Below are 25648 nucleotides of genomic sequence, written 5' to 3' on the forward strand. Positions count from 1 at the left end.
GTCACTCCGGAGGGGCCGCCTCGGCCGCCGCGGCGCGGAGGCGTTCGAGCAGTTCCGTGTCGATACGCGTCACGTCCTCGGCCTCCTTCAGCAGACAGCCGAGGGTCCGGTCGATCTCGTCCGGCGACAGGGGGTCCTCGGCGCCGGCGCGGAGTCTCGCCACCGCGCGCGCCCAATCGAGCGTCTCGGCGACGCCGGGCTGTTTGAGCAGCGGCTCGTCGCGGAGCCGCTCGACGACCGCACAGACCTCGGCCGCAACGGCGGCGTCGAGTTCCGGGACCTTCCGGCGGACGATCTCGTACTCGGTCCCGAACGAGGGGGCGTCGACGTGGAGGTACAGACACCGCCGTTTGAGCGCGTCCCCGAGGCCGCGCGTCCGGTTCGACGTGAGGACCACGACCGGCGGGTCGGCCGCTCTGACGGTGCCGAACTCCGGGATCGACACCTGAAAGTCCGAGAGGAGTTCGAGCAGGAAGGCCTCGAAGGCCTCGTCCGCGCGGTCGATCTCGTCGATAAGGAGGACGGGCGGGCGGTCGCCGCCGGCGCGGAGCGCGCGCAACAGCGGGCGTTCGAGGAGGTACTCCTCGCCGAAGACCGACCCGGACGCGGCCTCGGGGTCGGGGCCGGGGGCGCGGTCCGGATCAGTGTCGGGGTCGGCGTCGAGACCGGCCTCGGAGGCGTCCGTCGACCCGCCGGCGACGGAGCCCTCGTCGGCCTGAACCGCCAGGAGCTGTTTCGTGTAGTTCCACTCGTACAGCGCGTTCTCGGCCGTCAGTCCCTCGTAGCACTGGAGCCTGATGAGTTCCGTGTCGAGCCCGCTCGCGAGCGTTTTCGCGAGCTCCGTCTTGCCGCTTCCGGGCGGCCCCTCGACGAGCAGCGGACGGCCGAGTCCGAGCGCGAGGCCGACCGTCGTCACCGTCCGGTCGTCGGCGACGTAGTCGGCCCGTTCGAAGCGCTCCCGGAGGTCGGCCTCGGTCAGCGAACCGAACGGGGTAGCCCCGCCGTCGGTCATCGGCCGGCACCCGCGGGCGATCCGACCCGGCCCGGCGGGCGGCACCGCAACGGTTTATGTGTCATCGTTGCCGACATACGGCTGTCACATCGAATGTACGTCGTAGCACCATGATAAACGTTGATACGAGTCGAGGAGCCCGGAACGAACGACGCGCGGAGGCCGATAGCCCGTGAGGGACGGCTCCGACGGCCGCGGGGGCGGGGCGGACGGCGACCACGGCAACGGCCACAGCGACGGTCACGGCGACGACCGCGAGGGGATGCTGTCGCTGACGGAGGCCCGAGAGCGGGTTCGGCGGCTCCGCGAGCGGTGGCTCGGACGGTTGGGAACCGAGGCGGTCCCGCTCGGTGAGATCGCCGGGCGGGCGGCCGCCGAGGCGGTGTGTGCCCCCGAGGACCGGCCGGCTCGGGGTCACGCGACGATGGACGGGTACGCCTTCGACGCCACCGAGGGGTATCCGTACGATCTCGTCGATGCCGAGATCTTCCCCGAGAGCGACACGCCGGAGATCGATCCGGGCGAGGCGGTCCGGATCTTCACCGGCGCGCCGCTGCCGCCCTCGGCGAACGCGGTTCTCAAACAGGAGGCGGCGACGATCGAGGACGGGTCACTCTCCGGGGCGGCGATCGAGCCCGGAACGTACGTGTACGAGCGCGGGAGCAACGTCGCCGCGGGCGAACGGCTCGTCGAGGCCGGCGAGGTCCTCGGCCCGAAGGACGCCCTGTTGCTCGGCGACCTCGGGATCGAGTCGGTGCGCGTCCGGGAGCGGCTGTCGGTCGGGCTGCTCGCCACCGGGACCGAGATCCACGAGGGCAGACAGCGCGACCTCGATTCCCCGATGCTCGAGGGCCTCGTCCGCGCGTGGGGCCACGAACCGACGTACGAGCGGACGGTGCCGGACGAGTACGATCGCGTCCGCGATCGGATCGGCACCCTCGCCGAGGAACACGACGTCGTGATGACGACGGGCGGGACGAGCGTCGGGCGGAAAGACTACGTCGTTCGGGCCCTCGCCGAGCTCGGCGAGGTGCTGTTTCACCGCGTCCGGTTGCGCCCCGGAAAGCCGATCGCGGTGGCCGAACTCGACGACCACGACGCGGTCGCCTTCGGGATCCCCGGAAAGCCGGTGGGGGCACACGCCGTGACGGCGCTCGTCGCCGGGCCGTTTTTCACCGGGCGGACGGCGCGCCCGACCGTCGGGGCGACGATCGCCCGCGACGTCGGGATCGCCGCGTCGGGGTTCGTCTACGCCGTTCCGGTGACGCTGACGGGCGGGGAGGCGATGCCGCTCGGACACGCCGACTCCCCGCTGTCGGTGTACGCGGAGACGTTCGACCCGAGCGTCGTCTCCTCGAGCACCCGGGCGACGCGGGCCGACGGGCTCGTCCTCACCGAGACCGAACTGACCGCGGGCGATCCGGTCGAGGTCGTCCCGTACGACGTCCTCGAACGGTGAGCGACGATCCGTCCGACCACGGGTTGGCGGTCGTCGAACCGCCGTTCGAGGCCGACGGCGCGGACGGCGCGGACGGAATTGCCGGGGTCGTCCTCGCGGCGGGGACGAGCGAGCGATTCGGCGCGGAGAACAAGCTGCTCGCCACCGTCGAGGGCGAGGCGATCGTTCGGCGCTCGGTCCGGACGCTTCTCGCCGCCGGGCTCGATCCGATCGTCGTCGTCGTGGGCCACGAGGCCGACGCCGTCGGGGCGGCCGTCTCGGATCTCCCGGTATCGACCGTCGAAAACGACGCGTACGAGTCCGGGCAGGCGTCGTCCGTCCGGGCCGGGATCGACGCGCTCGAGGGAAACGGCCGGCCCGAGGCCGAAGCCGAGGCTGCGGTCGTCGCGCTCGGCGACATGCCGTTCGTCGATCCCGGGACCGTCGAATCGCTCGTGTCGGCGTACCGAAGCGGGGTCGCCGACGCCCTCGCCGCGGCGACGGACGGCGTCAGGGGAAACCCGGTGCTCTTCGACCGTCGGTTCTTCGAGGAGCTGACGGCGATCGACGGCGACACCGGCGGTCGGAGCGTCCTACTCGAAGGACCCTCCGCCGCGCTCGTCGACGTCGAGGATCGGGGGGTCAGGCGGGACGTCGACGTGCGATCCGATCTCGACGCGGCCTGATCGGGGTCGTCTGATAGGAAAGTTGGGGGGTTCCGAAACGGGGGAGTCGGGGCTCAGACGCCGCGGCCCTGGAGTTTCTCCTCTTCGGGCATCGTCTCGTTGGCCTGGCCGGACATCCCCTTGCCGGGGGACTTGGCGATCTCCTTGAGGGTGTCGGGGTCGTCGTAGTTGTTGACGGCCTCGACGATCGCCTCGCCCATGGCCGGGGGGTTCTCCGCGCCGAAGATCCCCGACCCGACGAAGATGCCGTCGCAGCCGAGTTGCATCATGAGCGCGGCGTCGGCGGGCGTCGCGATGCCGCCGGCCGCGAAGTTGACGACCGGGAGTCGGCCCATCTCGGCGGTCTCGTGGACCAACGCGCGGGGCGCGCCGTGCTCGCGGGCCCACTCGTCGCGCTCCTCGTGGTCCATCCCGTCGAGTTTGCGGATCGCGCGCTGGATGTTGCGCTGGTGGGTGACGGCCTGGTTGACGTCGCCGGTGCCGGCCTCGCCTTTCGTTCGGATCATCGCCGCGCCCTCGTCGATCCGGCGGAGGGCCTCGGGGAGGTTTCGGGCCCCGCAGACGAACGGCGAGGTGAACTCGCGTTTGTCGATGTGGTAGCGCTCGTCCGCCGTGGTCAGGACCTCGCTCTCGTCGATCATGTCCGCGCCGGTCGCCTCGAGTATCTGGGCCTCGGCGGTGTGGCCGATCCGGCTTTTCCCCATCACCGGGATCGAGACCTCGTCGATGATCTCCTCGAGCATCTCGGGGTCGGCCATCCGGGCGACGCCGCCGCGTTTCCGGATGTCCGCCGGGACCGCCTCCAGGGACATGACGGCGACCGCGCCGGCGTCCTCGGCGATCCGCGCCTGCTCGCGGGTAACGACGTCCATGATGACGCCGCCTTTCTGCATCTTCGCGAAGCCGCGCTTGACGAGGTCGGTCCCGCGCTTGAGTTCCTCGATGTCCGTCTCACTCATACACATCTGTTGGGGCCGGACACACTTAACCGGTGTCGTTCCCCACCCGTTTACCCCGTTTCGCCCCGGGGCAAAACGACGCGTTCAGGGCGTCGTTTCGCCGATCGGTGGGTGTTTTATTCTCCCGGCGGAAGGCCGTCGTATGGACGTCGACGGTCTCTTCGAGTCGGACGTGCCGCGCGGATCGCTCCCCCGGTACGTCGCTCCGCTGCCGGAGTCACTCGAGAACCTCGCGCTCAACCTCGTGTGGCCCATCGTCGCGATCAACCTCCTCGGGACGGCGTTCGGGTTCTACTACTACGGCTGGCAGCTGTCGGCGACGCCGGTGGAGATGTGGGTCTTCGTTCCGGACAGCCCGGTCGCGACGCTTTTTATCGCCCTCGCGCTCGCGAGTTGGAAGCTCGGGCGGCCCCAGCAGTGGCTCATCGCGCTGGCGTTCTTCGGAAACGTCGTACTCGGCGGCTGGACGGTCTGGGTCCACCTCGCCTTCTACGAGCAGTTCGGGTACCTCGGCGAGCCCATGCGGCAGTTCCTGATCTGGAGCCACGCCGCGATGGTCCTGCAGGCGTTCGTCCTCCATCGGATCGGCTCGTTCCGTCCGGGGGCCGTCGGGGTTGCGACGCTTTGGTACGGCGTCGATACGGTGGTCGATTACTTCGTTCCGATCCGCGGCGACCTCCATCACACGGTGTTGCCGACCGCGCGGGACGAACCGGCGTTTCTCGGCGCCGACGCGCTCGGGGTGGCCGCGGCCGGGGCGGTGGCGCTTCTCGTCGCGTCGGTGTATCTGTCGCTTCTGACCCGGATCGAACTGCGGGAGAACGCACACTCGGGGGCGTCCTAACCCCGATTGTACCGGAGAGTCGCCGGTCTCACTCGGCCTCAACGTCGTCGACGCCCGGTGCGTCGGCGGGGTCGACAGAGTCCGGTTCGTCGGTGTCGCCGCCCGCGACCGTCCGGCCGTCGGGGGTCTCGACGTAGACGTCGTCGGCGAAGCCCTCGATGGCGTTCTCGTACTCCGGGGCGTCGAGTTGCTCCGGCGTCGCCGGCGCGGAGGCGAGCCCGCCGGGGGGCGCGAACGAACCGAGGGGGTCGTCGATGGTGATGTCGTGTTCGACGAAGAAGGCCTCGTAGCGCCGGTAGTGCGCCTCCAGTTCGTCGCCGGGGATCTCCATCATCTCCGTCCACCCGCGGGTGAAGAAATCGAAGTTCGCCTGGATGTGCGTGATCTCTCTGGCCTCGGCCTCGGTGTACCCGCCCTCGAGCGCGGCGAGGTAGCTGTCCATCGTCGCCTCGAAGAGCGAATCGAGGTGATCGCGGCGCGGTTCGCGGTTCGACTCGGCGGTCTTCCGGAGGAAGATCCTCGTGTGCATCTTCACGAGTGCGTAGGTCGCAACGCTGCGGACGCCCGGCGTCGTCAGTGCCTTCTTCGAGGCCCAGTGGCGCGGGTTCTGGACGATTTTCATGCGAGTCGATACGGCCTCGACCGTCTTCAAGCCCCCGTCTCCCGGGCCGAACGAAGCGCGGCTTCGCGTCCGGACGGAACGGATACCGCGGCCGCCCGGTCTCGGTACGCGGGCGGTTTTGCCGGGAGCAGGCGACCGTTCGTCCGGAAAACCGCCGCGCGTGCGGCCCCCTGACACGGGCGGCGGCGGCGGAGATGACAATCCACATTAACCCGGACATCCAACCGCTTTCTATGAGTGCGTCGCACGTAATCATCGGTGACGGCATCGCCGGAGCCTCGGCCGCCGAGACGGTTCGGGAAGCCGATCCGGAGGCCGACGTCACCGTCGTTACCGAGGAAGGGGAGGCCCTGTACAACCGCATTCTCATCAAGGAGTTCGCCAAGGGGAAGCTCCCGGAGGCGCCGGTGTCGATCCACGATCCGGCGTGGTACGACGAGCGCGACATCGAGTTGCGCCTCGATACGGTCGTGACCGGCGTCGACACGGACGCCCACGAGGTGTACACGCACGGCGGGGACACGCTGTCGTACGACAAACTCCTCTTGGCGACCGGCGGGACGCCGGTGCAACTGCCGGTCGACAACAGCGACGCCGAGGGCGTCCATCACTTCTGGACGTTCGAGGACGCCCGCGCGATCAAGCAAAGCGCCTCCGGTGCCGACACCGGCGTCGTCGTCGGCGCGGGGCTTCTCGGGATCGATCTCGCGGCCATCTGCGGCGCACAGGACGTCGACGCACACTACCTGATGCGCGGCAACTCGTGGTGGCGCTACGCGCTTTCGGAGGAGGGCGCCGGGATCATCCACGACGCCTTGGAGGACATCGGCGTGACGCCCGTCTTCGACTCCGGCGTCGATCGCTTCGAGACCGACGAGGAGGGCCACGTCACCGCCGCGATCGATCCCAACGGCGAGCGGTTCGCGGCCGACTTCGCCGGCGTCGCGATCGGGCTGAGCTTCAACACCGAGTTCATCCGGGACACCGACATCGAACTGGACGACGGGATCGTCACCGACGAGTACATGCGGACGAACGTCGAGGACGTCTACGCCGCGGGCGACATCACGCAGTTCCACGACGTGATCCTCGGCGAGCGCGCCCAAAACGGCGCGTGGGGATCGGCCAAAGAGCAGGGTTCGATCGCCGGGCAGAACATGGTCGCAGACGCCCCCGAGGCCGAGTTCGAGTGGGTCTCCTCGTACTCGATCACGCACTTCGAGTTCCCGTTTCTCTCCTTCGGACACCCGACGCTCGGGGACGACTCGGTCGAGCGGAAGTACGACGGCGAGACGTGGCGCCGCGTCGCGCTCAAGGACGGCCGCGTCATCGGTGGCGTGCTCATCGGCGACCTCTCGGCGCAGTCGGTGCTGAAGAAACTCGCGCGCAAGGGGATCGACGTCTCGGATCGGACCGACCTTCTCCTCGAGGAGGGCGTCGGTATCGAGGCCTTCGAGGACCCGGCGACGGCCGACTGACGACGGCGGCACCGATCCGCACCGTCGGTCAAACCGGCGGTTGACGTTCGGACGCTTTTATACCCCCGCCCGGCGACGGGTCGCGTATGTGGACACGCTCCGCCGCATCGGCCATCGGGACCTCGCGGATCTGGTCGCTTTCGGCCGGACTGTACGCGTTCGCGTGCGCGACCGCCATCGCGCTCGTCCTTTCGGACGTGCTGTCGCTGGCGGCGGCGGCGCTCGGCCTGCCGAGGACCCTCTGGGCGGTTGCGGTAGCCGCCCCGGCGTTCGCCATCGGCGCCGTCGTCTGGTGGCGGGCGGTCGAACGGCGGGGATCGTACACGTACCTCGGCGGCGGCGCCTTCGGCCTGCTTACGGCCCTGCTCACCGCGGCCGCGTGGACGGTCCAGTTCGTTCGCGTCTGGGGACTCAAGGCGGCCGAGGTCCCGATGATCAGGGTGCTCGTGGGGTTCGTCGTCGGGCTCACGGCCGTCGCCGGCGTCGTCGCCGGGTTGCCGTTGATGTACGTTCGGCGTCGGGCCCGGAACGCCCCGGACGGTCGGCTCGGAGGCGAGCCGAGCGCCCGTCGGTGATCGGGGCGGGCGGCGCCGAAGCCGAGCAACCGACAGGACTTTCTCTCGGTGTCCCCCTTTTCGTCGTATGGATGGCGGCGGCTCAACGGACATGACGCTCGCGTTCGAGTTGGAGGCGCTCAAGGAGCTGGCGGACCCCGAGGCCGTGTTTTCGGACGCCCGTTCCTGGAGCGAGTACGTGGGCGTCATCTCCGAGAAGCCCACGTACGTCGTGACGAACTTCACGCGAAAGAACCGGATCAGACAGGACTTCTTTTCGGGCCCGCGGGGTCGCGCCGAGAGCCTCGAGAACGTCATGGATCAGTTCCAGACGGACCGACACGTCTTCGTCGGCCTCACCGACGGGGACGCGGACCTCGCCGACTCCGTCGGCTGGGAGTTTCTCCCCTTAGAACAGGCGGCGGCGGCGGCCGAGTGGGGCCTCGCGGAGGACGACGAGCCCGAAGACGAGGCGCCCGAGCGCCGCGACGACTGGCCCTGAGAGCCCTCGCTCGGCGGGCGATCCCGGGCCGACCGGGCCGCCGTCGGTGATCGTGGCGGCGAGCGATTCGGCTACGCTTAATAGGCCGGCGGACGCGGGTCCGGACATGGGTATCGACATCGGTCAAGCGCTCCGGGAAGGAGCCTCCCGCACGGCCGCGAGACACGGCCTCGCGTTGGCCGCCGTCTTCGCTGGCATCGCCCTCCTCACGACGGTACTGTTTCAGACGCTGTCCGTGGCCGCCGTCGACACGGTGCTGGCGACGCTTCAGAGCGCCTCACCGGGCGATCTGGGGCTGACCCAAACCGAGTACGAACAGGCCGTGAGCGAGGCCGAAACGTCGCTCGGGAACATCCGGGACGCGTCGCCGCTCGCGCTCGGGGTGTCGGTCGGGCCGGCCGCGGCCGGGCTGGTGGCGCTCGCGCTCGTCGGCGAGGCGGTCTCGATCGTCGCCGTCCGGGTCTTCGCCGCCGAGAGCCCGGGGGCGGTGCGGAGAGACGACCTAACGGAGAACATCCTGCTCGCGACGCTGAACGGCTTTGTCGGCGGGATCATCGTCTGGGGGCTCATCGCTTTCGGCGCGGTGTTTTTGCTGTTGCCGGGGATCGCCCTCGCCGTCCTGTTTTACTTCATGCGACAGGAGATCGCGATCAACGACAAGAACTTCGTCCAGGCGATGGCCGACTCGTGGCGGATCACGAAGGGAAACCGCATCAGGGTGTTCGTCGTCGGGGCCGTGCTGGTGATCGTCTCGCGGCTGGAGGAGGTCTCCTCGGCGGCCGTTGGCGTCGTGTCGACGACGGGCGGGGCGATCGCGGCGTCGGTCGTCGGCGGACTCCTGGCCGCGTTCGGAGCCGCGGTGGCGACCCGGGCGTACGTCCAACTCGGCGCCGGGGACGAGGGGGCCGAACGGGCCGAACCCGACGAGGAGCCGACGGACCCCTACGACGCCGCGCTGGGACCGGACGACCTCAGCCGGTGACGCCCTCCGGTCCGGAGCGCCGCCGCGAGCGCCGCGTTTAATCCGATCGAACGCCGAACATGGGTATGACCGAGCCGCGCGTTCCCGGTGGGTCGGACCGACTCGAACTCCCGTGCGGCGAGACGGTTCGGCCCGGCGATCTCGACATGGGCTTGCGGGAGTACGAGTGTGCCTGCGGCGACCGCCACGCCGTCGTGGTCGACGTCCACCCGGTCTCTCGGTTCGTCCCGGAGTCGGTCGTCGAGACCCTCCGGGCGGCCATCGAGACCGACGACGAGTTCGCCGAGTTCGGGACCGCCCACGTCATGGGGATGGTCGCCGAGGAGTTCCCGGAGGCCATCGCGGTCGCGGACGTCTCGGAGGACGGCCGGATCGGGTACGCGATCGTGTGGGTGAGCGAGTTCGACGCCCGCCGGCTGCACGCCGTGGTCGTTGAGCTCCTCGTCGAGTTGATGGAACACGCCGCGAGCCACGGCGACGACGGCACGGCGGCGGAGTTCGAAGAGCAGATGCTGTCGTTCGACATCGAGGCGTTCGTCGACGCGTACCGCCGCGAGCGCGATTTCGACTCGGAGTTCGACGCGCCGGCGTGAGCGGGGTCACAGCGCGTCACACGGAGGCGGCGGCCGCGTCGGACGGCCCGATGGGGCGCTTGCCGTCGGTTTCGATCGGACGCGCGTCCGACAGCTGTCTGACGGGTGCTTAAGATGTGAGCGCCCGTGTATGCGTGTATGCGCATACGCCGGGGCGAGTTCGAGCGGATCCACAGCGTGCTCTCGGAGGCCGACGCCGACGAGCCGCTGACCGCCCGGGAGATCCTGGAGCTACTCGAAGAGCACGGCGAGGAGTTCGACAGCGCCCACCGGGTCGCAACGGTGCTCGGCCGGCAGGCCGAGGCCGGGGCGGTCGAGGTCATCAGAGACCAGCCCTACCGGTACCGCCTCGAGGCCGACCAGAACTGAGAGGCGGCTCCTCGGGTGCGTCGGCCCGACTCGGCTCGGAACCGATGTAAACTGTTTTGACCGTGACCGCCGTTGTGCAAGCCGATGTCACACCAGACACCGACGGACGGGACTCGCGTCGTCGTATCGCCCGGACGAACCGTACTCGGCGTCGGCGCGGTCGGGACGGTCGGCACGTACGCGAGCAGGCACGGAATCAAGGCCCTGGTCGTCGCCAGCGAGGAGATCTACGACATCCACGGCGAGCGCGTCGTCGGCGTCTTAGAGGAGGCGGGGATCGAAACGGCGGTGTTCGACGGCGTGCGTCCCGATCCGACCGTCGAGAACGTCGAGGCTGGCTTCGAGGTGTGGAACGAGGAGGGCTGTGACGTCATCGTCACGCTCGGCGGCGGGTCCTCGATCGACACGGGCAAATCGATCGGGATCCTCGCGGCCAACGAGGGGTCGATCCGGAGCTTCGGCGTCGACAGGGCCGGCTACGAGGGTGTCCCGAACCCGATCCCGCCGCTCATCGCGATCAACACGACGGCCGGGACCGGCAGCGAGACGACGCGGACGGCGGTGTTATCGGACGAGTCGACGTCGACGAAGTTCATCATCGTCTCGGAGAACATCGTGCCCGACGTCGCGATCGAGGACCCCGAGTTGACCGTGTCGCTCCCGAAGAGCCACACGGCCTTTACCGGGATCGACGCGTTCACCCACGCCATCGAGGCGTTCACGTCGGTCAAGTCCTACAGCGTCACCGACGAGTTCGCCCGCGACGCGATGGGCCGGATCGTCGACGCCCTGCCGGTCGCGTGGTCGAACGGCGAGGACATCGAGGCGCGGACGGAGATGATGATCGGACAGTTCAAGGCCGGCAAGGCGTTCGGGAACTCCTCGGTCGCGTTGGTCCACGGGATGGCGCGGCCCCTCGGCGCGCAGTTGCACATCCCCCACGGCCTCGCCAACGGCCTCATCCTCCCGTACGTCGTCGGATTCAACCAGATGGCCGCGCCCGGGAAGTACGCCGAGGTCGCCCGGCTCCTCGGCGTCGCCGACGAGAGCGAGGCCGACAGGATCGCCGCGCGGAAGGCCAAAGCGGGTATCGAGGAGCTCTGTGCGGACATCTCCCTGACCGGGTACCTCGATGAGTTCGGCGAGGTGCCCTCCCGGGAGGAGTACCTCGGGGTCGTCCCGGAGATGACGCAGGACGCCTTCGACTCGGGGTCGCCGGACAACAACCCCCGGAAGCCGACGCGCGAGGAACTCGAGGAGCTGTTCGTGCAGGTGTACGACGACGCGTTGGCCCCGGACAGCCGGCGGCGATCCTGAACGGCTCGAGGCGATGGACCGCCGCAACAGGCGGAAAACAGCCGTTAGATGCCGTTTACCGCGTGCGATCCGCTTCGAAGCCCTTATGCCCGGTGGGAGGCTGTGTTAATGCGTAATGGCAGACGGCAAGGTTGACTTCTTCAACGACACAGGCGGTTACGGTTTCATCGAGACGGACGATTCTGACGAGGACGTGTTCTTTCACATGGAGGACGTCGGCGGAGAGGATCTGACCGAAGGGACCGAGATCGAGTTCGAAATCGAGGACGCCCCCAAGGGCCCCCGCGCGAAGAACGTCGTTCGGCTGTAAGCCGGCGTTCTTCGGGCACTCGGACGGTACACTTTCAGTATTTCTCGCTTCGGAGCGGCCGCGCCACCCCCGGCGTGAGGCCGCTTCGGACGACAGGCCACCGACAGGCGGCGTCTACCGCCGGTCGCGGGGAAGGTTTTTTGCGGTGTGTGTGCTACGCACGCTCGTATGAGCGCCGACCGGGGTCCGCTTCGGCGGGCCCTCGAACGCGGTGAACGGGAGGGCGGCAGCATCGAATTCAAAGAGCGGCTGACCAGGGAGACCCACCTCACCGAGGGGCGCCTGGAGTCGCTCGTTGCGCAACTGCGCCATCGGATCCTCTCGGGCGACGGCGAGGCGACCTACGTCGTCGGGGTCACCGACGACGGCGGGATCGCCGGCATCTCGCCGGCGGCGTTCTCGGAGTCGATGGACGTCCTCTCTCTCGTGGCCGACGAGGCCGGCGCGCACATCGACGACGTCGAGACCTGGGGCGTCGGGGCGGGCGAGACGGACGCCGACGAGGGCCTTGTCGGCGTCGCGACGCTGAACGAGGGGTCGGTGCTGGAGGCAGACGACGACCACATCGTCGTCGGCACGGCGGGTCACGTCGATCACGGGAAGTCGACGCTCGTCGGCTCGCTCGTCACCGGATCGCCCGACGACGGGCAGGGCGGCACCCGGAGCTTTCTCGACGTCCGACCCCACGAGATGGAGCGGGGGCTCTCGGCGGACCTCTCGTACGGCGTGTACGGCTTCGACGACGAGGGCGCGGTCCGGATGGACAACCCCCACCGGAAGTCGGACCGCGCGCGGATCGTCGAGGAGGCCGACCGGCTCGTCTCCTTCGTCGACACGGTGGGTCACGAGCCGTGGCTCCGGACGACGATCCGGGGGATCGTCGGGCAGAAACTCGATTACGGGCTGTTGGTCGTCGCCGCCGACGACGGCCCGACGAAGACGACTCGCGAACACCTCGGGATCCTGCTGGCGACCGAGCTACCGACCATCGTCGCGGTCACGAAGGCCGACGCGGTGACCGACGAGCGGGTCGAGGAGGTCGAACGCGAGGTCGAGGAGCTGTTGCGGAACGTCGACCGGACGCCGCTGTCCGTCGAGCGCTACGGCGTCGAGGCCGCAATCGAGGAGATCAACGAACAGGTCGTTCCGGTGGTGACGACGAGCGCCGTGACGATGTCGGGGCTGTCGGTCCTCGACGAGCTCTTCGAGCGCCTCCCGAAGACGGGGACCGAGCCGGGCGAGTTCTCGATGTACGTCGATCGGACGTACAACGTCACCGGCGTCGGCACGGTCGCCTCGGGGACGATCCGCTCGGGGCGGATCGAGGCCGGCGACGAGTTGCTCGCCGGGCCGCTCGCAGACGGGACGTTCCGCCCGGTCGAGGCCCGGTCGATCGAGATGCACTACCACCGCGTCGAGGAGGCGTCGGCCGGCCGCATCGTCGGCATCGCGCTCAAGGGGATCGACGAGCCGGAGCTCGAACGGGGGATGGTGCTTCTGCCCCGGAGCGCGGAGCCGGCGGCCGTCCGGGAGTTCGAGGCCGACGTGATGGTGCTGAACCACCCGACGCGGATCGACGACGGGTACGAGCCGGTCGTCCACCTCGAGACGGTGAGCGAAACCGCATCGATCCACCCCGAGGGCGGACAGCTGCTGCCCGGGGACACGGGGACCGCCCGGATCCGGTTCAAGTTCCGCCCCTACGCCGTCGAGGAGGGCCAACGCTTCGTGTTCCGGGAGGGCAGCTCGAAGGGCGTCGGCACGGTGACGGGCGTCACCGAGACCGAAACGACCGAGTGAGGGCTCAGCCGTGCCGCTCGAGGAACGCGCCCAGCCGCGAGAGGCCCTCGTCGAGTTCGGCCGACGGGAGGCCGAACCCGATCCGGACGAAGTCGGGGCGGCCGAACGCCTCGCCGGGCGCGAGAACGACCGACTCCTCCGCGACGAGGCTCCGACAGAACGACTCACCGCCCGCGAACCCCTCGGGCACGCGGAGGAAGGCGTTGACGCCGCAGTCGGGGTCGGACCACGCGAGGTCGTGGGCTTCGAGGAAGGTCTCGAGGACGGCGCGGTTCTCGGCAGCGTGCGCGCGGCTCTCTTCGAGTAGCTCCGCGCGGCGATCGGGGTCGAGGGCCTGGGCGGCGACGTGTTGGCCGACGACCGGCGGCGAGACGGTCGTGTAGTCCTTCCAGTTTTCCGCGGCCGAAACGACCGCCGTCGGGCCGCAGAGCCACCCAAAGTGGAGTCCGGCGAGCCCGAACGCCTTCGAGACGCCGCCGCTCGAGACGCCGTAGCGCCCGAAGCTCGCAACCGGATCGATCGGGTCCGCCGAGAGCGGCCGGCAGGCCTCGTCACAGAGGAGGTAGGTTCCGTTTTCCGCACACCGGTCGTAGATCGCTCGCACCGTCGCCTCGTCGTGGTACCGGCCGGTTGGGTTGTTCGGGTTGGCGAGGATCACGGCGTCGGTGTCGGGGCGGAGCGCGTCGCCGACCGCCTCGGGGTTGAGCGTCCAGTCCGGCGGGTCGAGCCGCACGCGGGTCGTCTCGGCGAGGCTCTCGGGGAGCCCCGTCAGCGACCCGTCGGTCGGCGTCACGACGACGGCGTGAGACTCGACGAGCGCCAACAACGCGATCAGGTTCGCTTCCTGGGTGCCGCAGGTACACAGCGTCTGGTCCGCGCTGCGGCCGTGTCTGTCGCCGACCGCGGCTCTGAGTTCGGGGTCGCCGGCCGTCGGAACGACGTGCCCGAGCTCGCCGGGGTCGAGGTCGAACCGGGACGCCGAAAGCGGTCGGACGCCACTTTCGGCGAGCATGACGTCGGCGTCCGCTTCGACCTCGGCGAACCAACGCTCCAACTCGAGGGGGGCGATCCGCATACCGCCCGGAGGAGCGCCCGAAGAATAGGTGTTGTCGTCGCACCCCGCGTCGGCCGCGGCCTCTCGGGCTCAGTCCTCGCGCTCTCTGAGCCGCTGGCGCGTGAACTTCGGTTCGCCCTGGAGACCCCGTTTGCGCTTCCGGAACGAACGCCACAGCAGCAACGCCAGCGGGACGGCGAACCCGAGCGCAACGGCGGTGGCCTCGATCGTCGCAAAGGCGTACAGCACCGACGCCGAGATGGCCACGGTCGCGAGCAGCGCGCCGAGAACGATCCGCCTCGCGAGGCGATCGAAGGTCGCCTCCCCGGGGTCGAACTCCACGGTGAGCGTCACGTCGCCCCGCTCGAGGTCGTCGAGCGTCGACTCCAGTTTCGGCGGCACGCGGACCAGCGACTCGCCGAGGTCCCGGAACTCGGCGGCCCGGTCGGCGACGTAGTCCCTCGCGCCCTCCTCGATGTACCCCTCGTCGCGGAGGTACCCGGTCGCGACGGAGATGAAATCGAACTCGGGGTCGAGCGTGACGCAGACCCCCTCGACGACCGTTGCGACGCGCAGCACCAACGCCAGGTTCGGCGGCAGCCGCAGCGGGAACTCGTAGATCGTGTCCTCGACCTGCTGGATGATCTGGTTGACGCGGTACTGCTCGATGTCCTCGCCGCGGGCGTCGGCGATCGCGAGCTCCATGATGTTCGACATCACCTCGCGGTCGGCGTCGGGGCTGAGCGTCCCCATTTCGATGAGCGTATCGAGGATCGCGTCGGTGTCCTGGGCCGCAACGGCCATGTAGAACTCGATGATCTTCTCCTGGATGAACGGGTCGACGTAGCCGGACATCCCGAAGTCATAGAAGACGAGCGTCCCGTCGTCCGCGACCGCGAGGTTCCCGGGGTGTGGATCGGCGTGAAAGACGCCGTCCTGAACGATCATCTTGAGGTACGTCTGTTGGAGCGTCTCCGCGAGCTCCGTCCGGTCGATGCCCAGCCCGTCGAGGTCGTCTATCTCGGAGATCTTCGTCCCCTCGACGTACTCCATCGTCAACACCCGATCGCTCGAGAGCTCCGGGATCGCCTCGGGGACGCGGACCCGATCGTTGTCGGCGAAGTTCTCGCGGATCTCGACGAGCATCCGGCGTTCGCGCTCGTAGTCCATCTCCTCGCGGATCGTCTTCTCGAACTCGTCGGCGATCGTCTCGAGGGAAAACGAGCGCGCGTCGCCGACGAACCGCATCAACAGCGGCAGCGACCACCGGACAACCCGGAGGTCGGCCTCGACGAGCGGGCCGATGCCCGGGCGTCTGATCTTGACCGCGACCTTGCGGCCGTCGGTTCGGGCGATGTACACCTGTCCGAGGCTCGCGCCGCTTATCGCCTCGCTGTCGAAGGTCTCGAACGCCTCGTCAACCGGGCCGACGTCGGCCTCGATGACGGCTTTCGCGGCCGCCCACTCGGCCGGCGGGACGTCGTCCTGGAGCCGTTCGAACTCCTCGATGTACTCGGGGGGCAACACGTCGGGCCGCGTCGAGAGCAGCTGTCCGAGCTTGATGAACGTCGGACCGAGGCTCAACAGCGAATCGAGGAGCGATCGGGCCCGCTCGCGGCGGGTCTCGGCCGAGACCTGCCGCCCGGACCCGAAGAGCAGAAACCGGTTTTTGTCACGGGTCCAGGCGAGAAGCAACGGGAGGAGCCGGTAGGCGACGACGACGAACCGGCGGTACGCCCGGAGCATTACCGACCCCCTCCGGCGGCGGGCGGCGACGGGCGGCGAACCCGAAGCCGCCGCGTCGGGGAGGGCGACCGCGCGGGGCCGGGGGCGAAAGCGGGGGGCGAAAGCGGCCGTGTCCGGGGGCAACGGACACAACGGCGGGTCATCGGCGCGGACGGACTCCCGTCACGAGATCGAGATCCGTTCGCCGCCGTCGTCGGTCGATTTCGGCAGCGTGAGCCTGAGCACGCCCCGTTCGAGGGTGCCCTCCGCCCCGGCGCCGGTCGCGTCTGGCGGCAGCGGGAGGTCGGCGTCGAGAAACAGCGCCCGCTCCTCGGAGAGATACTCGTACTCCCGCGGGACGGCCTTCTCCCTGCGGGCCTCGATCCGGAGTCGACCGCCGTCGAGCGTCGCGTCGACGGTCTCGGGGCTCACCCCCGGGAGATCGATGACGAGGACGTAGGAGTCCTCGTCCTCCAAGAGATCGGCGAAGACGGTTTCTGGAAGCTCGCCAAGCGCTTCGCGGAGTTGCATACGGGAGGCTTGGAGTGCTCGCGCGTTAAAAGACTCGGTGGCGGCGAGACGACTCCCCGGCGTCCGTCACCGTCCGGTCGGCGCGCCGAGGCGCGCGTCAGGGTCGTTCGTCGGTTCGAACCGTCCGATCCGGGGTCGAAAGTACACGCCTCGCCGCGGCGGAGCGCGTCACTTTCCGTAGCGCGTCAGCGCCTCGAGTTCGGCCGCGTCGACGTCCTCGAACGTCTCGCGGGCGATCGTCCGGAGGTGGACCTCGTCGGCCCCGTCGACGAGCCGGAACTGCCGGACGCTCTCGTAGAAATCGGAGATCGGCAGGTCCTTGGCGATCCCGTTGCCGCCGCAGAACTGCAACGCGGTGTCGATCGCGTCCTGCGTCGCGTTCGCGGTGAAGACCTTCGCCATCGAGACGGCGATCCGGGCCTCGCTGCCGGCGGCGATCTCGTCGGCGGCCTGCCTGATGAGCGCGCGGGCCGCCGCGAGTTCGGTCTCGCGCTCGGCGATCTCCTGTCGGGGGGCCTGCTTGTCGGCGAGTCGCTCGCCGAAGGCCTCCCGCTCGGACATGTACGCCGCCGCGATGTCGAGCGAGCGCTGGGCCATCCCGGAGTACCGCATGCAGTGGGTCAGCCGGGCCGGGCCGAGCCGTTCTTGGACGTGCTTGAAGCCCTTGCCGGCCTCGCCGAGGAGGTGTTCTTCGGGGACGCGGACCCCGTTGTACTTGATCTCGGCGTGGCCGTGGGTGTCCATCGCCGGACCGGTGTGGGGGATGTTGCGGACGATCTCGACGCCGTCGGCGTCGGCGGGGACGAGAAACACCGAACAGCCCTCGTAGGGGTGGGCCTCCTGGTCGGTGCGGGCGAACACCAGGAGGATGTCGGCGTTGACGCCGTTCGTGGTCCACCACTTGTGGCCGTCGATGACCCACTCGTCGCCGTCCTTCTCGGCGGTGGTCTTGAGCATCTTCGGGTCCGACCCGCCGCCCTGCATCGGCTCGGTCATCGAAAAGCCCGAGGAGATCTCGCCCTCGACGAGCGGCCGGAGGTACTCCTCTTTCTGTAGCTCCGAGCCGTGCAACTCGAGGAGGTGCATGTTGCCCTCGTCGGGCGCGGCGACGCGCATCGCCTCGGCCCCGAGGATGCTGCGGCCGGCCTCCTCGAACGTCGGCAGCACGTCGCGGAAGTCATAGCCCATGCCGCCGTACTCATCGTCGATCTGCGGCGCGTACACGCCGTACTCGCGGGCCGTCTCGCGGAGCTCATCGAGCGTGTGCTCGGAGGGGGACATCCCGCCGGCGAGTTCGCGCTCCTTCGGGAGGACGACCTCCTCCATCAGTTCGTTCGCACGCTCGGCGAGGGCCTTCGCTTCCGCGGAGTCGTTAAAAGATACCATACACCGCTTAGAGGCCAGGTGCTCATAAATATGTGGCATCGGTCTCACAATGTTAGGCGTTCGCCGGATCGACACAGGAGTCGGTAACCGAGCCCCTCGCCGGGGAGCGGGCGCAAGCGCCGTCAGCGCTCGATCGTCCGGAGGTCGGCCTCGAGGGCGGCGACGTGATCGTTGTACGCCGCGACGAACCCGCCGAACCGCGGGGCGTACTCGCGGACGTCGCTCGCCGAGGGCGGGCCGTACTGCGAGAGGAGGTACGCGCCGTCGGAGCCGCCGACGCGGAGGTACGAGACGGCGTTTCGGTCGCGTTTTAGCTCCCACCGCGTCGAGTCGACCCGCGCCGTGAACGTCCCGTAGTCGGTCCCCTCGAAGCGGTGGAGTTCGCCCGCGATCCGCTCACAGCAGTCGGTGAGCCGCTCGACGATCCGGTCGCGCTCGGCGACGAGTGCCTCGGTCGGTTCGACCGCCGGAAGCGAGGGATCGACCCCGTCGAGCAGCCCCTCGGTCCGCGCGACGTAGTCGTTGTACGCCGCGACGAAGGCAGGGTAGTCGACGAGGGCGCTCGCGAGGGCGTCCGGTTCGGCCGGCCGCTGGGTCGAAACGACGTACGTCTCCCCGCCGCCGCGGGGCTCGTGTTTCAGAAACGCCAGCCCGCCGGCCTCGTATTTCACGGTCCACTCGCCGCGGTCGGTTGCGAACGACCGCCGGCCGTACTCGCCGCCCTCGACGCGGGCGAGGTGGTACGCGATCCGCCCGGCGTGCTCGCGGATCCCGGCGATGACCTCCGCGCGGCGCTCGGCGATCGCCTCGGTGTCGTCGAGGTCGGTGTCCAACTCCGAAAGCGTCGTCACGGTACCTTCGAGGCGCCCGGGCGGCATAACGGGCACGGAGACGGAGACGGACGCGAACGTGGACCGATCGTCCGGGCGCTCACCGGCGGTAGCCGGCCAGCGACTCGAAGACGTCCTCGCCGGTCTCGATCGCCGTCCTCAGTTCCTCGACTGCCGGTTTCGCCGCCCTGTCGGGGTCCGCAACGACGGTGACGCGCTCGGTGCCGCAGCCGACGAAGCCGGTCCCGAGGGCGGCGGCGCTGGCCCGGAGGCCGAGCCCGGCGTCGGCGTCGCCCGAGCGGACGGCCCTCGCGGGCGACTCGTGGGCCCGGAGCGCGATCTCGAACCCGGAGATCGCCTCGGTGAGTTCGCGTCGATCGAGGCCGCGCTCGGCCGCGAGGTCCTCTACGGACGCCTCGAAGGTCGATCTGAGCCCGGCGTCTGTTGTCCGGTTGCGGAAAACGACGTCGTCGTCGACGAGGTCGGCGAGGCCGCCGATGTTGCGGGGATTGCCCGCGGGGACGACGAGGCCCCACTCGCGGTCGTAGGCGCCGATCTCGACGGTCTCGTCGGGGACCTGATCGCCCGTCACCACGCCGACGTCCGTCGCGCCGTCGCGGAGTCGGCGGCGACCCTGGCGGCTCCCGACGGCGAGATACCGTGGGCGATCGATCCGGTCCAACAGCCGCGAGAGAGCCGGGTCGTCCTCGCCGGCTCCGAACAGCCGCGGCGGGCGGACCTCCGGCGAGAACAGTTGTACCTCGACGGACTCGCCCGCCGCGAGGTACTCCACGTCCGGCGGGACGGCGACGATCCCGTCGGCCTCGACGAGACTCGTCGTTGCGCCGCTGCCCTTGTCGACCGGGTAGACGAGCGTCTCGCCCTCGGCGTCGGCGACAAGCCCGACCGGCATGTAGCGGAGCCGCCCCTCGCTGTAGCGCTCACGGGCCGTCATCCGGCCGGTCACGGTCTCGGTCTCGGGGGCGACGAGCCCCGCGGCACGGCGGATCGCGGGGGCGACGAACGCCCGGAAGATCGTCAGCGCCGAGACGGGATAGCCGGGTAGACCGACGTAGGCGCTTCCGCCCAGCCGGCCGACGAGCATGGGCTTGCCGGGTTTGACCGCAACGCCGTGCAACAGGAGTTCGCCCGTCTCCTCGACGACGCGGTAGATCACGTCGACCGCCGACGCCGAGGTCGATCCCGACGAAAGCACGAGATCGCACTCCTCGGCGGCCGTTCGCAGCGCGTTCTCCATGGCGTCGTAGTCGTCGCCCGCGTGGGGGTACAGCTCGGCCACGCCGCCGGCCTCCTCGACGGCGCTGGCGACCGTGTAGCTGTTCACGTCGTAGATCTGGCCGGCACCGCTGTCGAGGGGCTCGCCCGGCCGGACCAACTCGTCGCCCGTCGAGACGATCCCGACGGTCGGCTTCGCCCGGACCGGAACGCTGTCGACGCCGATCGCGGACAGCAGGCCGATCTCCCGCGGCGTGAGGGTGGTGCCCGGGCCGAGGGCCCGCTCGCCGGCGGCGATGTCCGCGCCGGCGAACATCACCCGATCGCCGGGCGCAACGGCGGTTCGGACGAGGACGTCCTCGCCGTCGCGGTCGGTCCGTTCGACCATGACGACCGCGTCCGCGCCCGGCGGCAGGACCGCGCCCGTCGAGATCTCCGCGCACTCGCCCGGCCGGACCTCGACGTCGGGGGCCGTCCCAGCGTGTACCTCGCCGACGCGCTCGAGTCGGGCGGGGTCGGCCTCGTCGGCCCCGAAGGTGTCGGCGGCGGTGAGCGCGTAGCCGTCGACGCTCGCCCGGTCGAACCCCGGGACGTCGAGGTCGGCGTCGATCCGCTCTGCGAGCACGCGCCCGCGGGCCGTCCGGAGCGGCACCGTCTCCTCGCCGGGCGCGAGATCGAGCGACCGGATCGCCTCGCGGGCCCGCTCGGGGGACGCGAGGTCCCGGAACTGCTTTCTATCCATTGTACTCCCAGTTTTCGACGGCGACGGTCTCGCCGGCCTCGATCCCCTCGCTCGGTTCGGGGACGACGACCCAGCCGTCCGCGAGGGCGACACTCGAGAGCACGCCCGAGCCGCTGACCCGCGTCGGCGTCGCCTCGGGGGGGCCATCGCCTCCGCCGCCTTCGAGCGTGACGCGGGCGAAGGTCCGGACGCCGGGTTCACTTTCGATCTTCCGGGCGAGCGTCGCCGAGCGCGTCGGAACCGGTTCGGTCGGCGTCCCGCGGAGGTGATCGATCAGCGGCCGGAGGAACTGGACGGCGTTGACGATCGCCGCGACCGGATACCCCGGCAGCATGACGACGGTGACGCCCTCGATGCGGCCCAACGCGACCGGGTGGCCGGGCTTCAGCGCAACGCCGTGGACGAACACCTCGCCCAGCTCGGAGACGACCTCGGGGACGAGATCGCGCTCGCCGACGGAGGACCCGCCGGTCGTGACGACGACGTCCCGGGTGAGATCGCGCTGGATCGCCGCCCGGAGGGCCTCGTGGGCGTCGGTGACGATCCCCCGCCGGGTCACGTCCGCGCCCCAGCGGTCGGCGAGCCGCGAGACGGTAAAGCGGTTCGTCTCGACCACCTCGCCGGGTCCGGGATCCGACTGGACGAGTTCCTCGCCCGTCGGGATGACGGCGATTTCGGGGCGTTCGGCGACGGGAACGGCGTCGATCCCGGTGGCTTTTAACAGCCCGAGATCGGAGGGCCGGAGCCGGTGGCCGGGGTCGTAGAGCCGCTGTCCGGCCGAGACGTCCTCGCCGACCGGCGCGACGTTCTCGCCGCCGGCGGCGGCGTCGAGCACCTCGAGTTCGTCGCCGATCCGCTCGACGTCCTCGATCATGACGACCGCGTCGGCGCCCTCGGGGAGTTCGCTGCCCGTGTGAACGCGGACGGCGCGGTCCGGGCCGACGGCGTCGGCGGGCCGGAGGACGGCCGGCGAGCGGGCCGACGCGCCGAACGTGTCGGCGGCCCGGAGCGCCCACCCGTCCACGGCGGCGCGGGGGTAGTGCGGCACGTCCCGGATCGCCTCGATCGGTTCGGCGAGGACCCGGCCGTCGACGACGGACAGCGAGAGCCGTTCGGTTCGGTCGATCGGCGGCGTGTCCAGCAGGCGGCGGCGGGCCTCGTCGATCCGCGTTCGCTCCTTGAACCCTGCCTCTCGGAGATCGCTCATATCCGGACTGTGGCCGCCGGCAGCAAAAAGGGTCACTCCACACGGAGACGGCGAACGGCGAGCGGAGAGCGGCGAGCGGCTACCGCGAGACGCCGGGGATCACGCCGAAAGCAGACCCGCGCCGGTGATCTCGAAGCGGGCGCCGCCGCCCTCGCGCTCGGTGGCCGCGATCTCCCAGCCGTGGGCCTCGATCACCTCTTTGACGATCGCGAGCCCGAACCCGGTGCCGTCGGCGTTCGTCGTGTGCCCGCTCTCGAAGACGGACTCGCGGTCCTCGGGGGCGATGCCGGCGCCGTCGTCCTCGACGTAGAACCCCTCGCCCGACTCGAGGGGGCCGACGCGGATCGAGACCGACTCGCCGCCGTGTTCGATCGCGTTCCGAAAGAGGTTCTCGAAGGCCTGCGCCAGGCGGTTCGGATCGCCCGAGACCGTCAGTTCGCCCTCGACCGACACCGACGCGCCGGATCGCTCGACGGTGCTCCAGCAGGCCCCGGCGAGGTCGTCGATCGAAACCGGCTCTTCGGCGTCGATCGTCGCCCCGGCGCGGGCCAGCTCCAACAGCCCGGTGATGATCTGATCCATCCGGCCGAGCGCCTCGGAGACGGTTTCGAGGTCGTCGCTGTCGCGCTCGGCCCGCGCCATGGTCAGAAAGCCGTCGGCGACGTTCCAGGGGTTCCGGAGGTCGTGGGCGACCGTCGAGGCGAAGCGTTCGAGCTGTTCGTTTTTCGCCTCGAGGTCGTGCTCCCGGCGCTTGCGGTCGGTGATGTCGCGCGTGTAGCCGACGATCCGGGCGATTGAGCCGCCCTCCTCGATCGCGTCCGCGCGGGACTCGACCCACTTTTCGCTCATCTCGGGCGTCTCGATCCGGTACTGGACGCGCTCGGAGCCGCCGCCGGAGACGCGCTCCATCGTCGCCGCCACGCGCTCGCGGTCGTGGGGGTGGATCGACTCGAGGAACGACCCCGGCTCGGTCCGGATCCGCTCGACCGGCTGCTCGAAGACCGCCTCGTAGGCGTCGTTGATGAACTCGAGGTCGCTCCAGTCCGCCGAGAAGATCCACAGCACGTCCTTGCTCCTGTCTGCGATCTCGTGGAGTTGGCGCTCGGTTTCGGCGGCGCGGGCCTCGGCGCGGCGCTTGTCGACGACGGTGGTGACCTTGCCGGTCAAAAGCGAGTACTGCTCGGCGACGGCGTCCTTGATGACGTAGTCCGTGACGCCCGCCGAGATCGCCTCGCTCGCGACCCCCTCGCTGCCCGTGTCGGTAAAGAGGATGAAGGGAAGCTCGGGGAACCGCTCCCGTAAGCGTCGGAAGACGTCCAGGCCGGTCGCCTCAGGCATCCGGTAGTCGCTGATGACGCAGTCCGTGTCGCCCGAGACCAGATCGATCCCTTCCTGCGCGCTGGTCGCGCTCTCGACTGTGAGTCGGTCGTTCTCGCGCTGTAAGTTCGCGGCGGTGAGCCGGGCGAAGTCCGGGTCGTCGTCCATGTGGACGACCCGGATCGGTTCCTCGGAAGTTCCCATCGTGTGCGGATACGAACCGATGCACGCCACGAGGGATTAAGTGTTGTTCCCCCTCCGGCGCCGAAACCGAGCAAAAAACGCCCGCCGATTCGCCGCCAGGTCGTCCGAGGCCGGCCCGTTCGGGCGGGCGGCGCGTCGCCGCGAGCGGCGGTCAGTCGTCGGCGTCGAGGTCCTCGATCGGCTCCTCGGCGCTCGGGGACCCCGAACCATCGAGCGTCGCGGTGTCGGTCGACTCGGCGAGGCCGTCGGTCCACCGGCCGAGCCGGAACCAGACGATCCCGATGGCGAAACTGGCGAGCGCGCCGACAACGTAGGCGATCCAGACGCCCGCGACGCCGATTCCGAGGCCGGCGTCGAGGACGACGGCCGTGCCGGGGACCGTCAGCGACCCGAAGGCGAGACCGACCGCCACCGGCACGCGGAACACCCACTGTGAGAGAAACGACAGCGCCATCGCGACCTTCGTCTGCCCGGCCCCGCGGAAGGCCCCCTGGACGACGAGCGTCCCGCCAAAGAAGGCCCACGACGGGGCGATGATCCGCAGGAAGGTCCGGCCCTCGGCGATCACCGCCGGATCGTCGATGAAGATCCCCAAGAAGAACGCGGGAAAGAGCACGCAGGCGCCGGCGACGAAAAAAAGCAGCGCCATCGTGCCGCCGATCGCGGCGTAGGTGACAGCCCACGCGCGATCGGGCGTGTCCGCGCCGAGGTTCTGCCCGACACCGGTCGCCGTCGCCTGGCCGACCGCCCCGGAGACGGTCCACGAGACCGACATCAGACGGAGGCCGATGCCGTAGGCCGCGATGACGGCCGTCCCGAAGGGCGCGACGAAGGCGGCCATCACGACCGCGGAGAAGCTCCGGGCCCAGCCGTCGATGGTCGCGGGGTAGCCGACGCCGATCAGTCGACGGAGGACGGCCGGATCGGGCCGAAGGTCCCGAAAATGGAGTTCGACGCCGAAGCCGCCGCGCAACAGCACGTAGATCCCGGCGGCGACGGCCGCGCCGCGGGCGAGAAGCGTCGCCCACGCCGCGCCGCGGGTGCCCATCGCCGGGACGGGGCCCCACCCGAGTATAAAGAACGGATCGACGACCACGTTCAGGCCGGCCGAAAGCACCATCAGCCACATCGCGGTCTTGGTGTCGCCGGCCCCCTGAAGCGAGGCGCGGAAGGCGAAAAACAGGAACACGAACGGCAACGAGAGGAAGATGACCTCGATGTAGGCCAGCGACTCGACGAAGACCCGTCCCTCGGCCCCGATGAGCGCGAGCACCTCCCGCCGGAAGGCGTAGCCGAGCGCCGCGAGCGCCGCGGAGACGGCGAGCGTCAACAGGATCGTCTGGGCGACGACGCGGTCCGCGAGTCGGTCCTCGCCGGCCCCGACGTGTTGGGAGACGAGCGCGACCGTCGCCGCCGTGATCCCCATCGCCGTCGAGATGAACAGCCACGAGAGGGGGAACATGAGCGACACGGCGGCGACGGCGTCGGGGCCCACGCGGCCGACCCAGAACACGTCCGCGAGGTTGTAAAACGTCTGCAGGAGGTTACCGAGGACGAGCGGCCAGGCCAACCGCGCCAGTTTCGGGACGATCGACCCGCTCGTCATGTCGACCCGCTTTCTGTCGCTCGTCGCCACACCGAAGCGTTGGATCGAGAGACGCATGAACCCGGCGCTTCCGGCGGTCGTCAGCCGTATCGATCGGACGGGACGGAGCGGAACGGGACGAGACGGAACGGGCGGATCGCGGTCGGCGGGGGAACCGGGCGGGAGCGACCGCGGCGCGTTGGCTCAGACCTAACACCGTCGACGCATCACTCGACCCATGCCCGACGTTCTCGCCGTCACGAGCGAGTCACACCCGATCGAGATCGACACCCTCGAGGGCGCGCTCGGCGACGCGTACGCGGTCAGGGAGTTCGAACTGCCGGCCGGATCGGTGCGCGTCCGGG

Annotated in this window: 24 protein-coding genes; 12 read left to right on the plus strand and 12 right to left on the minus strand. The window is 69.8% G+C overall.

All coding sequences use genetic code 11. From position 1 onward, the window contains the following. Window position 1 precedes the first annotated feature (1 nt). On the minus strand, window positions 2-1012 hold the full coding sequence (locus tag Q0916_RS02515) for an AAA family ATPase (RefSeq protein WP_299233919.1): 1011 nt from the start codon (window positions 1010-1012) through the stop codon (window positions 2-4). A gap of 262 nt (window positions 1013-1274) precedes the next feature. On the opposite strand from Q0916_RS02515, the gene Q0916_RS02520 reads away from it, so the two are divergent. Beyond that, complete coding sequence (locus Q0916_RS02520; protein WP_349254496.1) at window positions 1275-2471, plus strand: molybdopterin molybdotransferase MoeA; 1197 nt, start codon at window positions 1275-1277, stop codon at window positions 2469-2471. Then, entirely contained in the window at window positions 2468-3136 is a 669-nt protein-coding gene (locus Q0916_RS02525) for a nucleotidyltransferase family protein (protein ID WP_299233923.1), read from the plus strand. The genes Q0916_RS02520 and Q0916_RS02525 overlap by 4 nt, the downstream gene beginning before the upstream one ends. 53 nt (window positions 3137-3189) lie before the next feature. Here Q0916_RS02525 and pdxS read toward each other — a convergent pair whose 3' ends face one another. Then, on the minus strand, window positions 3190-4095 hold the full coding sequence (pdxS, locus tag Q0916_RS02530; RefSeq protein ID WP_299233926.1) for a pyridoxal 5'-phosphate synthase lyase subunit PdxS: 906 nt from the start codon (window positions 4093-4095) through the stop codon (window positions 3190-3192). A gap of 142 nt (window positions 4096-4237) precedes the next feature. Here pdxS and Q0916_RS02535 point away from each other — a divergent pair, with 142 nt between their 5' ends. Then, the gene (locus tag Q0916_RS02535) at window positions 4238-4939 is read left to right on the plus strand and encodes a DUF1405 domain-containing protein (protein WP_299233929.1); all 702 of its coding nucleotides are present in this window, start codon (window positions 4238-4240) and stop codon (window positions 4937-4939) included. Window positions 4940-4967: 28 nt separating this feature from the next. Here the strand turns inward: Q0916_RS02535 and Q0916_RS02540 are convergent, their stop codons facing one another. Next, window positions 4968-5561: a DUF6149 family protein gene (locus tag Q0916_RS02540; protein WP_299233932.1), complete on the minus strand. Its 594-nt coding sequence runs from the start codon at window positions 5559-5561 to the stop codon at window positions 4968-4970. A gap of 233 nt (window positions 5562-5794) precedes the next feature. Between Q0916_RS02540 and Q0916_RS02545 the strand changes: the two genes are divergently transcribed. The 9 genes from Q0916_RS02545 to Q0916_RS02585 all read left to right on the plus strand — a co-directional run bounded on the left by Q0916_RS02545 (window position 5795) and on the right by Q0916_RS02585 (window position 13466). Continuing rightward, window positions 5795-7039, plus strand: coding sequence for an NAD(P)/FAD-dependent oxidoreductase (locus tag Q0916_RS02545; RefSeq protein ID WP_299233935.1), 1245 nt, complete (start codon window positions 5795-5797; stop codon window positions 7037-7039). Window positions 7040-7125: 86 nt separating this feature from the next. After that, window positions 7126-7614, plus strand: a complete 489-nt coding sequence (locus tag Q0916_RS02550) for a hypothetical protein (RefSeq protein ID WP_299233938.1) — start codon at window positions 7126-7128, stop codon at window positions 7612-7614. 67 nt (window positions 7615-7681) lie between these two features. Then, window positions 7682-8095: a DUF7124 domain-containing protein gene (locus Q0916_RS02555; RefSeq protein WP_299233941.1), complete on the plus strand. Its 414-nt coding sequence runs from the start codon at window positions 7682-7684 to the stop codon at window positions 8093-8095. 106 nt (window positions 8096-8201) lie between these two features. Then, entirely contained in the window at window positions 8202-9077 is an 876-nt protein-coding gene (locus tag Q0916_RS02560; RefSeq protein ID WP_299233943.1) for a hypothetical protein, read from the plus strand. Window positions 9078-9142: 65 nt separating this feature from the next. Then, window positions 9143-9670, plus strand: coding sequence for a DUF5815 family protein (locus Q0916_RS02565; RefSeq protein ID WP_299233946.1), 528 nt, complete (start codon window positions 9143-9145; stop codon window positions 9668-9670). A gap of 138 nt (window positions 9671-9808) precedes the next feature. Then, the gene (locus Q0916_RS02570) at window positions 9809-10039 is read left to right on the plus strand and encodes a hypothetical protein (RefSeq protein ID WP_299233949.1); all 231 of its coding nucleotides are present in this window, start codon (window positions 9809-9811) and stop codon (window positions 10037-10039) included. An 84-nt stretch (window positions 10040-10123) separates the two neighbouring features. Continuing rightward, window positions 10124-11356 carry an iron-containing alcohol dehydrogenase gene (locus tag Q0916_RS02575; protein ID WP_299233952.1) on the plus strand — a complete coding sequence of 411 codons (1233 nt, stop codon included), beginning with the start codon at window positions 10124-10126 and terminating at the stop codon, window positions 11354-11356. Between the two features lie 115 nt (window positions 11357-11471). Further along, window positions 11472-11666, plus strand: coding sequence for a cold-shock protein (locus Q0916_RS02580; RefSeq protein ID WP_299233955.1), 195 nt, complete (start codon window positions 11472-11474; stop codon window positions 11664-11666). A gap of 168 nt (window positions 11667-11834) precedes the next feature. Continuing rightward, entirely contained in the window at window positions 11835-13466 is a 1632-nt protein-coding gene (locus tag Q0916_RS02585; protein WP_299233958.1) for a GTPBP1 family GTP-binding protein, read from the plus strand. Window positions 13467-13470: 4 nt separating this feature from the next. On the opposite strand, the gene Q0916_RS02590 is transcribed toward Q0916_RS02585, so the two are convergent. The 9 genes from Q0916_RS02590 to Q0916_RS02630 form a co-directional block, all read right to left on the minus strand. Beyond that, window positions 13471-14541 (minus strand): pyridoxal phosphate-dependent aminotransferase, encoded by a 1071-nt coding sequence (locus Q0916_RS02590; RefSeq protein ID WP_299233961.1) that lies wholly within the window; start codon window positions 14539-14541, stop codon window positions 13471-13473. 69 nt (window positions 14542-14610) lie between these two features. Then, complete coding sequence (locus Q0916_RS02595) at window positions 14611-16266, minus strand: ABC1 kinase family protein (RefSeq protein ID WP_299233963.1); 1656 nt, start codon at window positions 16264-16266, stop codon at window positions 14611-14613. Between the two features lie 162 nt (window positions 16267-16428). Continuing rightward, a complete protein-coding gene (locus tag Q0916_RS02600) occupies window positions 16429-16776 on the minus strand; it encodes an Hsp20/alpha crystallin family protein (protein WP_299233974.1) in 348 nt (115 codons plus the stop codon). A gap of 168 nt (window positions 16777-16944) precedes the next feature. After that, complete coding sequence (locus tag Q0916_RS02605) at window positions 16945-18162, minus strand: acyl-CoA dehydrogenase family protein (RefSeq protein WP_299233977.1); 1218 nt, start codon at window positions 18160-18162, stop codon at window positions 16945-16947. Between the two features lie 122 nt (window positions 18163-18284). Then, entirely contained in the window at window positions 18285-19013 is a 729-nt protein-coding gene (locus Q0916_RS02610; protein WP_299233980.1) for a hypothetical protein, read from the minus strand. A 79-nt stretch (window positions 19014-19092) separates the two neighbouring features. Then, window positions 19093-20970, minus strand: a complete 1878-nt coding sequence (locus tag Q0916_RS02615) for a molybdopterin biosynthesis protein (protein WP_299233983.1) — start codon at window positions 20968-20970, stop codon at window positions 19093-19095. Beyond that, the gene (glp, locus tag Q0916_RS02620) at window positions 20963-22177 is read right to left on the minus strand and encodes a gephyrin-like molybdotransferase Glp (protein ID WP_299233986.1); all 1215 of its coding nucleotides are present in this window, start codon (window positions 22175-22177) and stop codon (window positions 20963-20965) included. The genes Q0916_RS02615 and glp overlap by 8 nt, the downstream gene beginning before the upstream one ends. Window positions 22178-22276: 99 nt before the next feature. Continuing rightward, window positions 22277-23698: an ATP-binding response regulator gene (locus Q0916_RS02625; protein WP_299233988.1), complete on the minus strand. Its 1422-nt coding sequence runs from the start codon at window positions 23696-23698 to the stop codon at window positions 22277-22279. Between the two features lie 151 nt (window positions 23699-23849). Then, window positions 23850-25361, minus strand: coding sequence for an MATE family efflux transporter (locus Q0916_RS02630; RefSeq protein ID WP_414689306.1), 1512 nt, complete (start codon window positions 25359-25361; stop codon window positions 23850-23852). Window positions 25362-25648: the final 287 nt, after the last annotated feature.

Source organism: Natronomonas sp., assembly GCF_028274965.1.
Taxonomy (GTDB): domain Archaea; phylum Halobacteriota; class Halobacteria; order Halobacteriales; family Haloarculaceae; genus Natronomonas.

Coding starts and splice junctions, on each gene's coding strand:
- Q0916_RS02515 (WP_299233919.1), bottom strand. CDS start 1,012: ATGACCGACGGCGGGGCTACCCCGTTCGGTTCGCTGACCGAGGCCGAC.
- Q0916_RS02520 (WP_349254496.1), top strand. CDS start 1,275: ATGCTGTCGCTGACGGAGGCCCGAGAGCGGGTTCGGCGGCTCCGCGAG.
- pdxS (WP_299233926.1), bottom strand. CDS start 4,095: ATGAGTGAGACGGACATCGAGGAACTCAAGCGCGGGACCGACCTCGTC.
- Q0916_RS02535 (WP_299233929.1), top strand. CDS start 4,238: ATGGACGTCGACGGTCTCTTCGAGTCGGACGTGCCGCGCGGATCGCTC.
- Q0916_RS02540 (WP_299233932.1), bottom strand. CDS start 5,561: ATGAAAATCGTCCAGAACCCGCGCCACTGGGCCTCGAAGAAGGCACTG.
- Q0916_RS02545 (WP_299233935.1), top strand. CDS start 5,795: ATGAGTGCGTCGCACGTAATCATCGGTGACGGCATCGCCGGAGCCTCG.
- Q0916_RS02550 (WP_299233938.1), top strand. CDS start 7,126: ATGTGGACACGCTCCGCCGCATCGGCCATCGGGACCTCGCGGATCTGG.
- Q0916_RS02555 (WP_299233941.1), top strand. CDS start 7,682: ATGGATGGCGGCGGCTCAACGGACATGACGCTCGCGTTCGAGTTGGAG.
- Q0916_RS02560 (WP_299233943.1), top strand. CDS start 8,202: ATGGGTATCGACATCGGTCAAGCGCTCCGGGAAGGAGCCTCCCGCACG.
- Q0916_RS02565 (WP_299233946.1), top strand. CDS start 9,143: ATGACCGAGCCGCGCGTTCCCGGTGGGTCGGACCGACTCGAACTCCCG.
- Q0916_RS02570 (WP_299233949.1), top strand. CDS start 9,809: ATGCGCATACGCCGGGGCGAGTTCGAGCGGATCCACAGCGTGCTCTCG.
- Q0916_RS02575 (WP_299233952.1), top strand. CDS start 10,124: ATGTCACACCAGACACCGACGGACGGGACTCGCGTCGTCGTATCGCCC.
- Q0916_RS02580 (WP_299233955.1), top strand. CDS start 11,472: ATGGCAGACGGCAAGGTTGACTTCTTCAACGACACAGGCGGTTACGGT.
- Q0916_RS02585 (WP_299233958.1), top strand. CDS start 11,835: ATGAGCGCCGACCGGGGTCCGCTTCGGCGGGCCCTCGAACGCGGTGAA.
- Q0916_RS02590 (WP_299233961.1), bottom strand. CDS start 14,541: ATGCGGATCGCCCCCCTCGAGTTGGAGCGTTGGTTCGCCGAGGTCGAA.
- Q0916_RS02595 (WP_299233963.1), bottom strand. CDS start 16,266: ATGCTCCGGGCGTACCGCCGGTTCGTCGTCGTCGCCTACCGGCTCCTC.
- Q0916_RS02600 (WP_299233974.1), bottom strand. CDS start 16,776: ATGCAACTCCGCGAAGCGCTTGGCGAGCTTCCAGAAACCGTCTTCGCC.
- Q0916_RS02605 (WP_299233977.1), bottom strand. CDS start 18,162: ATGGTATCTTTTAACGACTCCGCGGAAGCGAAGGCCCTCGCCGAGCGT.
- Q0916_RS02615 (WP_299233983.1), bottom strand. CDS start 20,970: ATGGATAGAAAGCAGTTCCGGGACCTCGCGTCCCCCGAGCGGGCCCGC.
- glp (WP_299233986.1), bottom strand. CDS start 22,177: ATGAGCGATCTCCGAGAGGCAGGGTTCAAGGAGCGAACGCGGATCGAC.
- Q0916_RS02625 (WP_299233988.1), bottom strand. CDS start 23,698: ATGGGAACTTCCGAGGAACCGATCCGGGTCGTCCACATGGACGACGAC.
- Q0916_RS02630 (WP_414689306.1), bottom strand. CDS start 25,361: ATGCGTCTCTCGATCCAACGCTTCGGTGTGGCGACGAGCGACAGAAAG.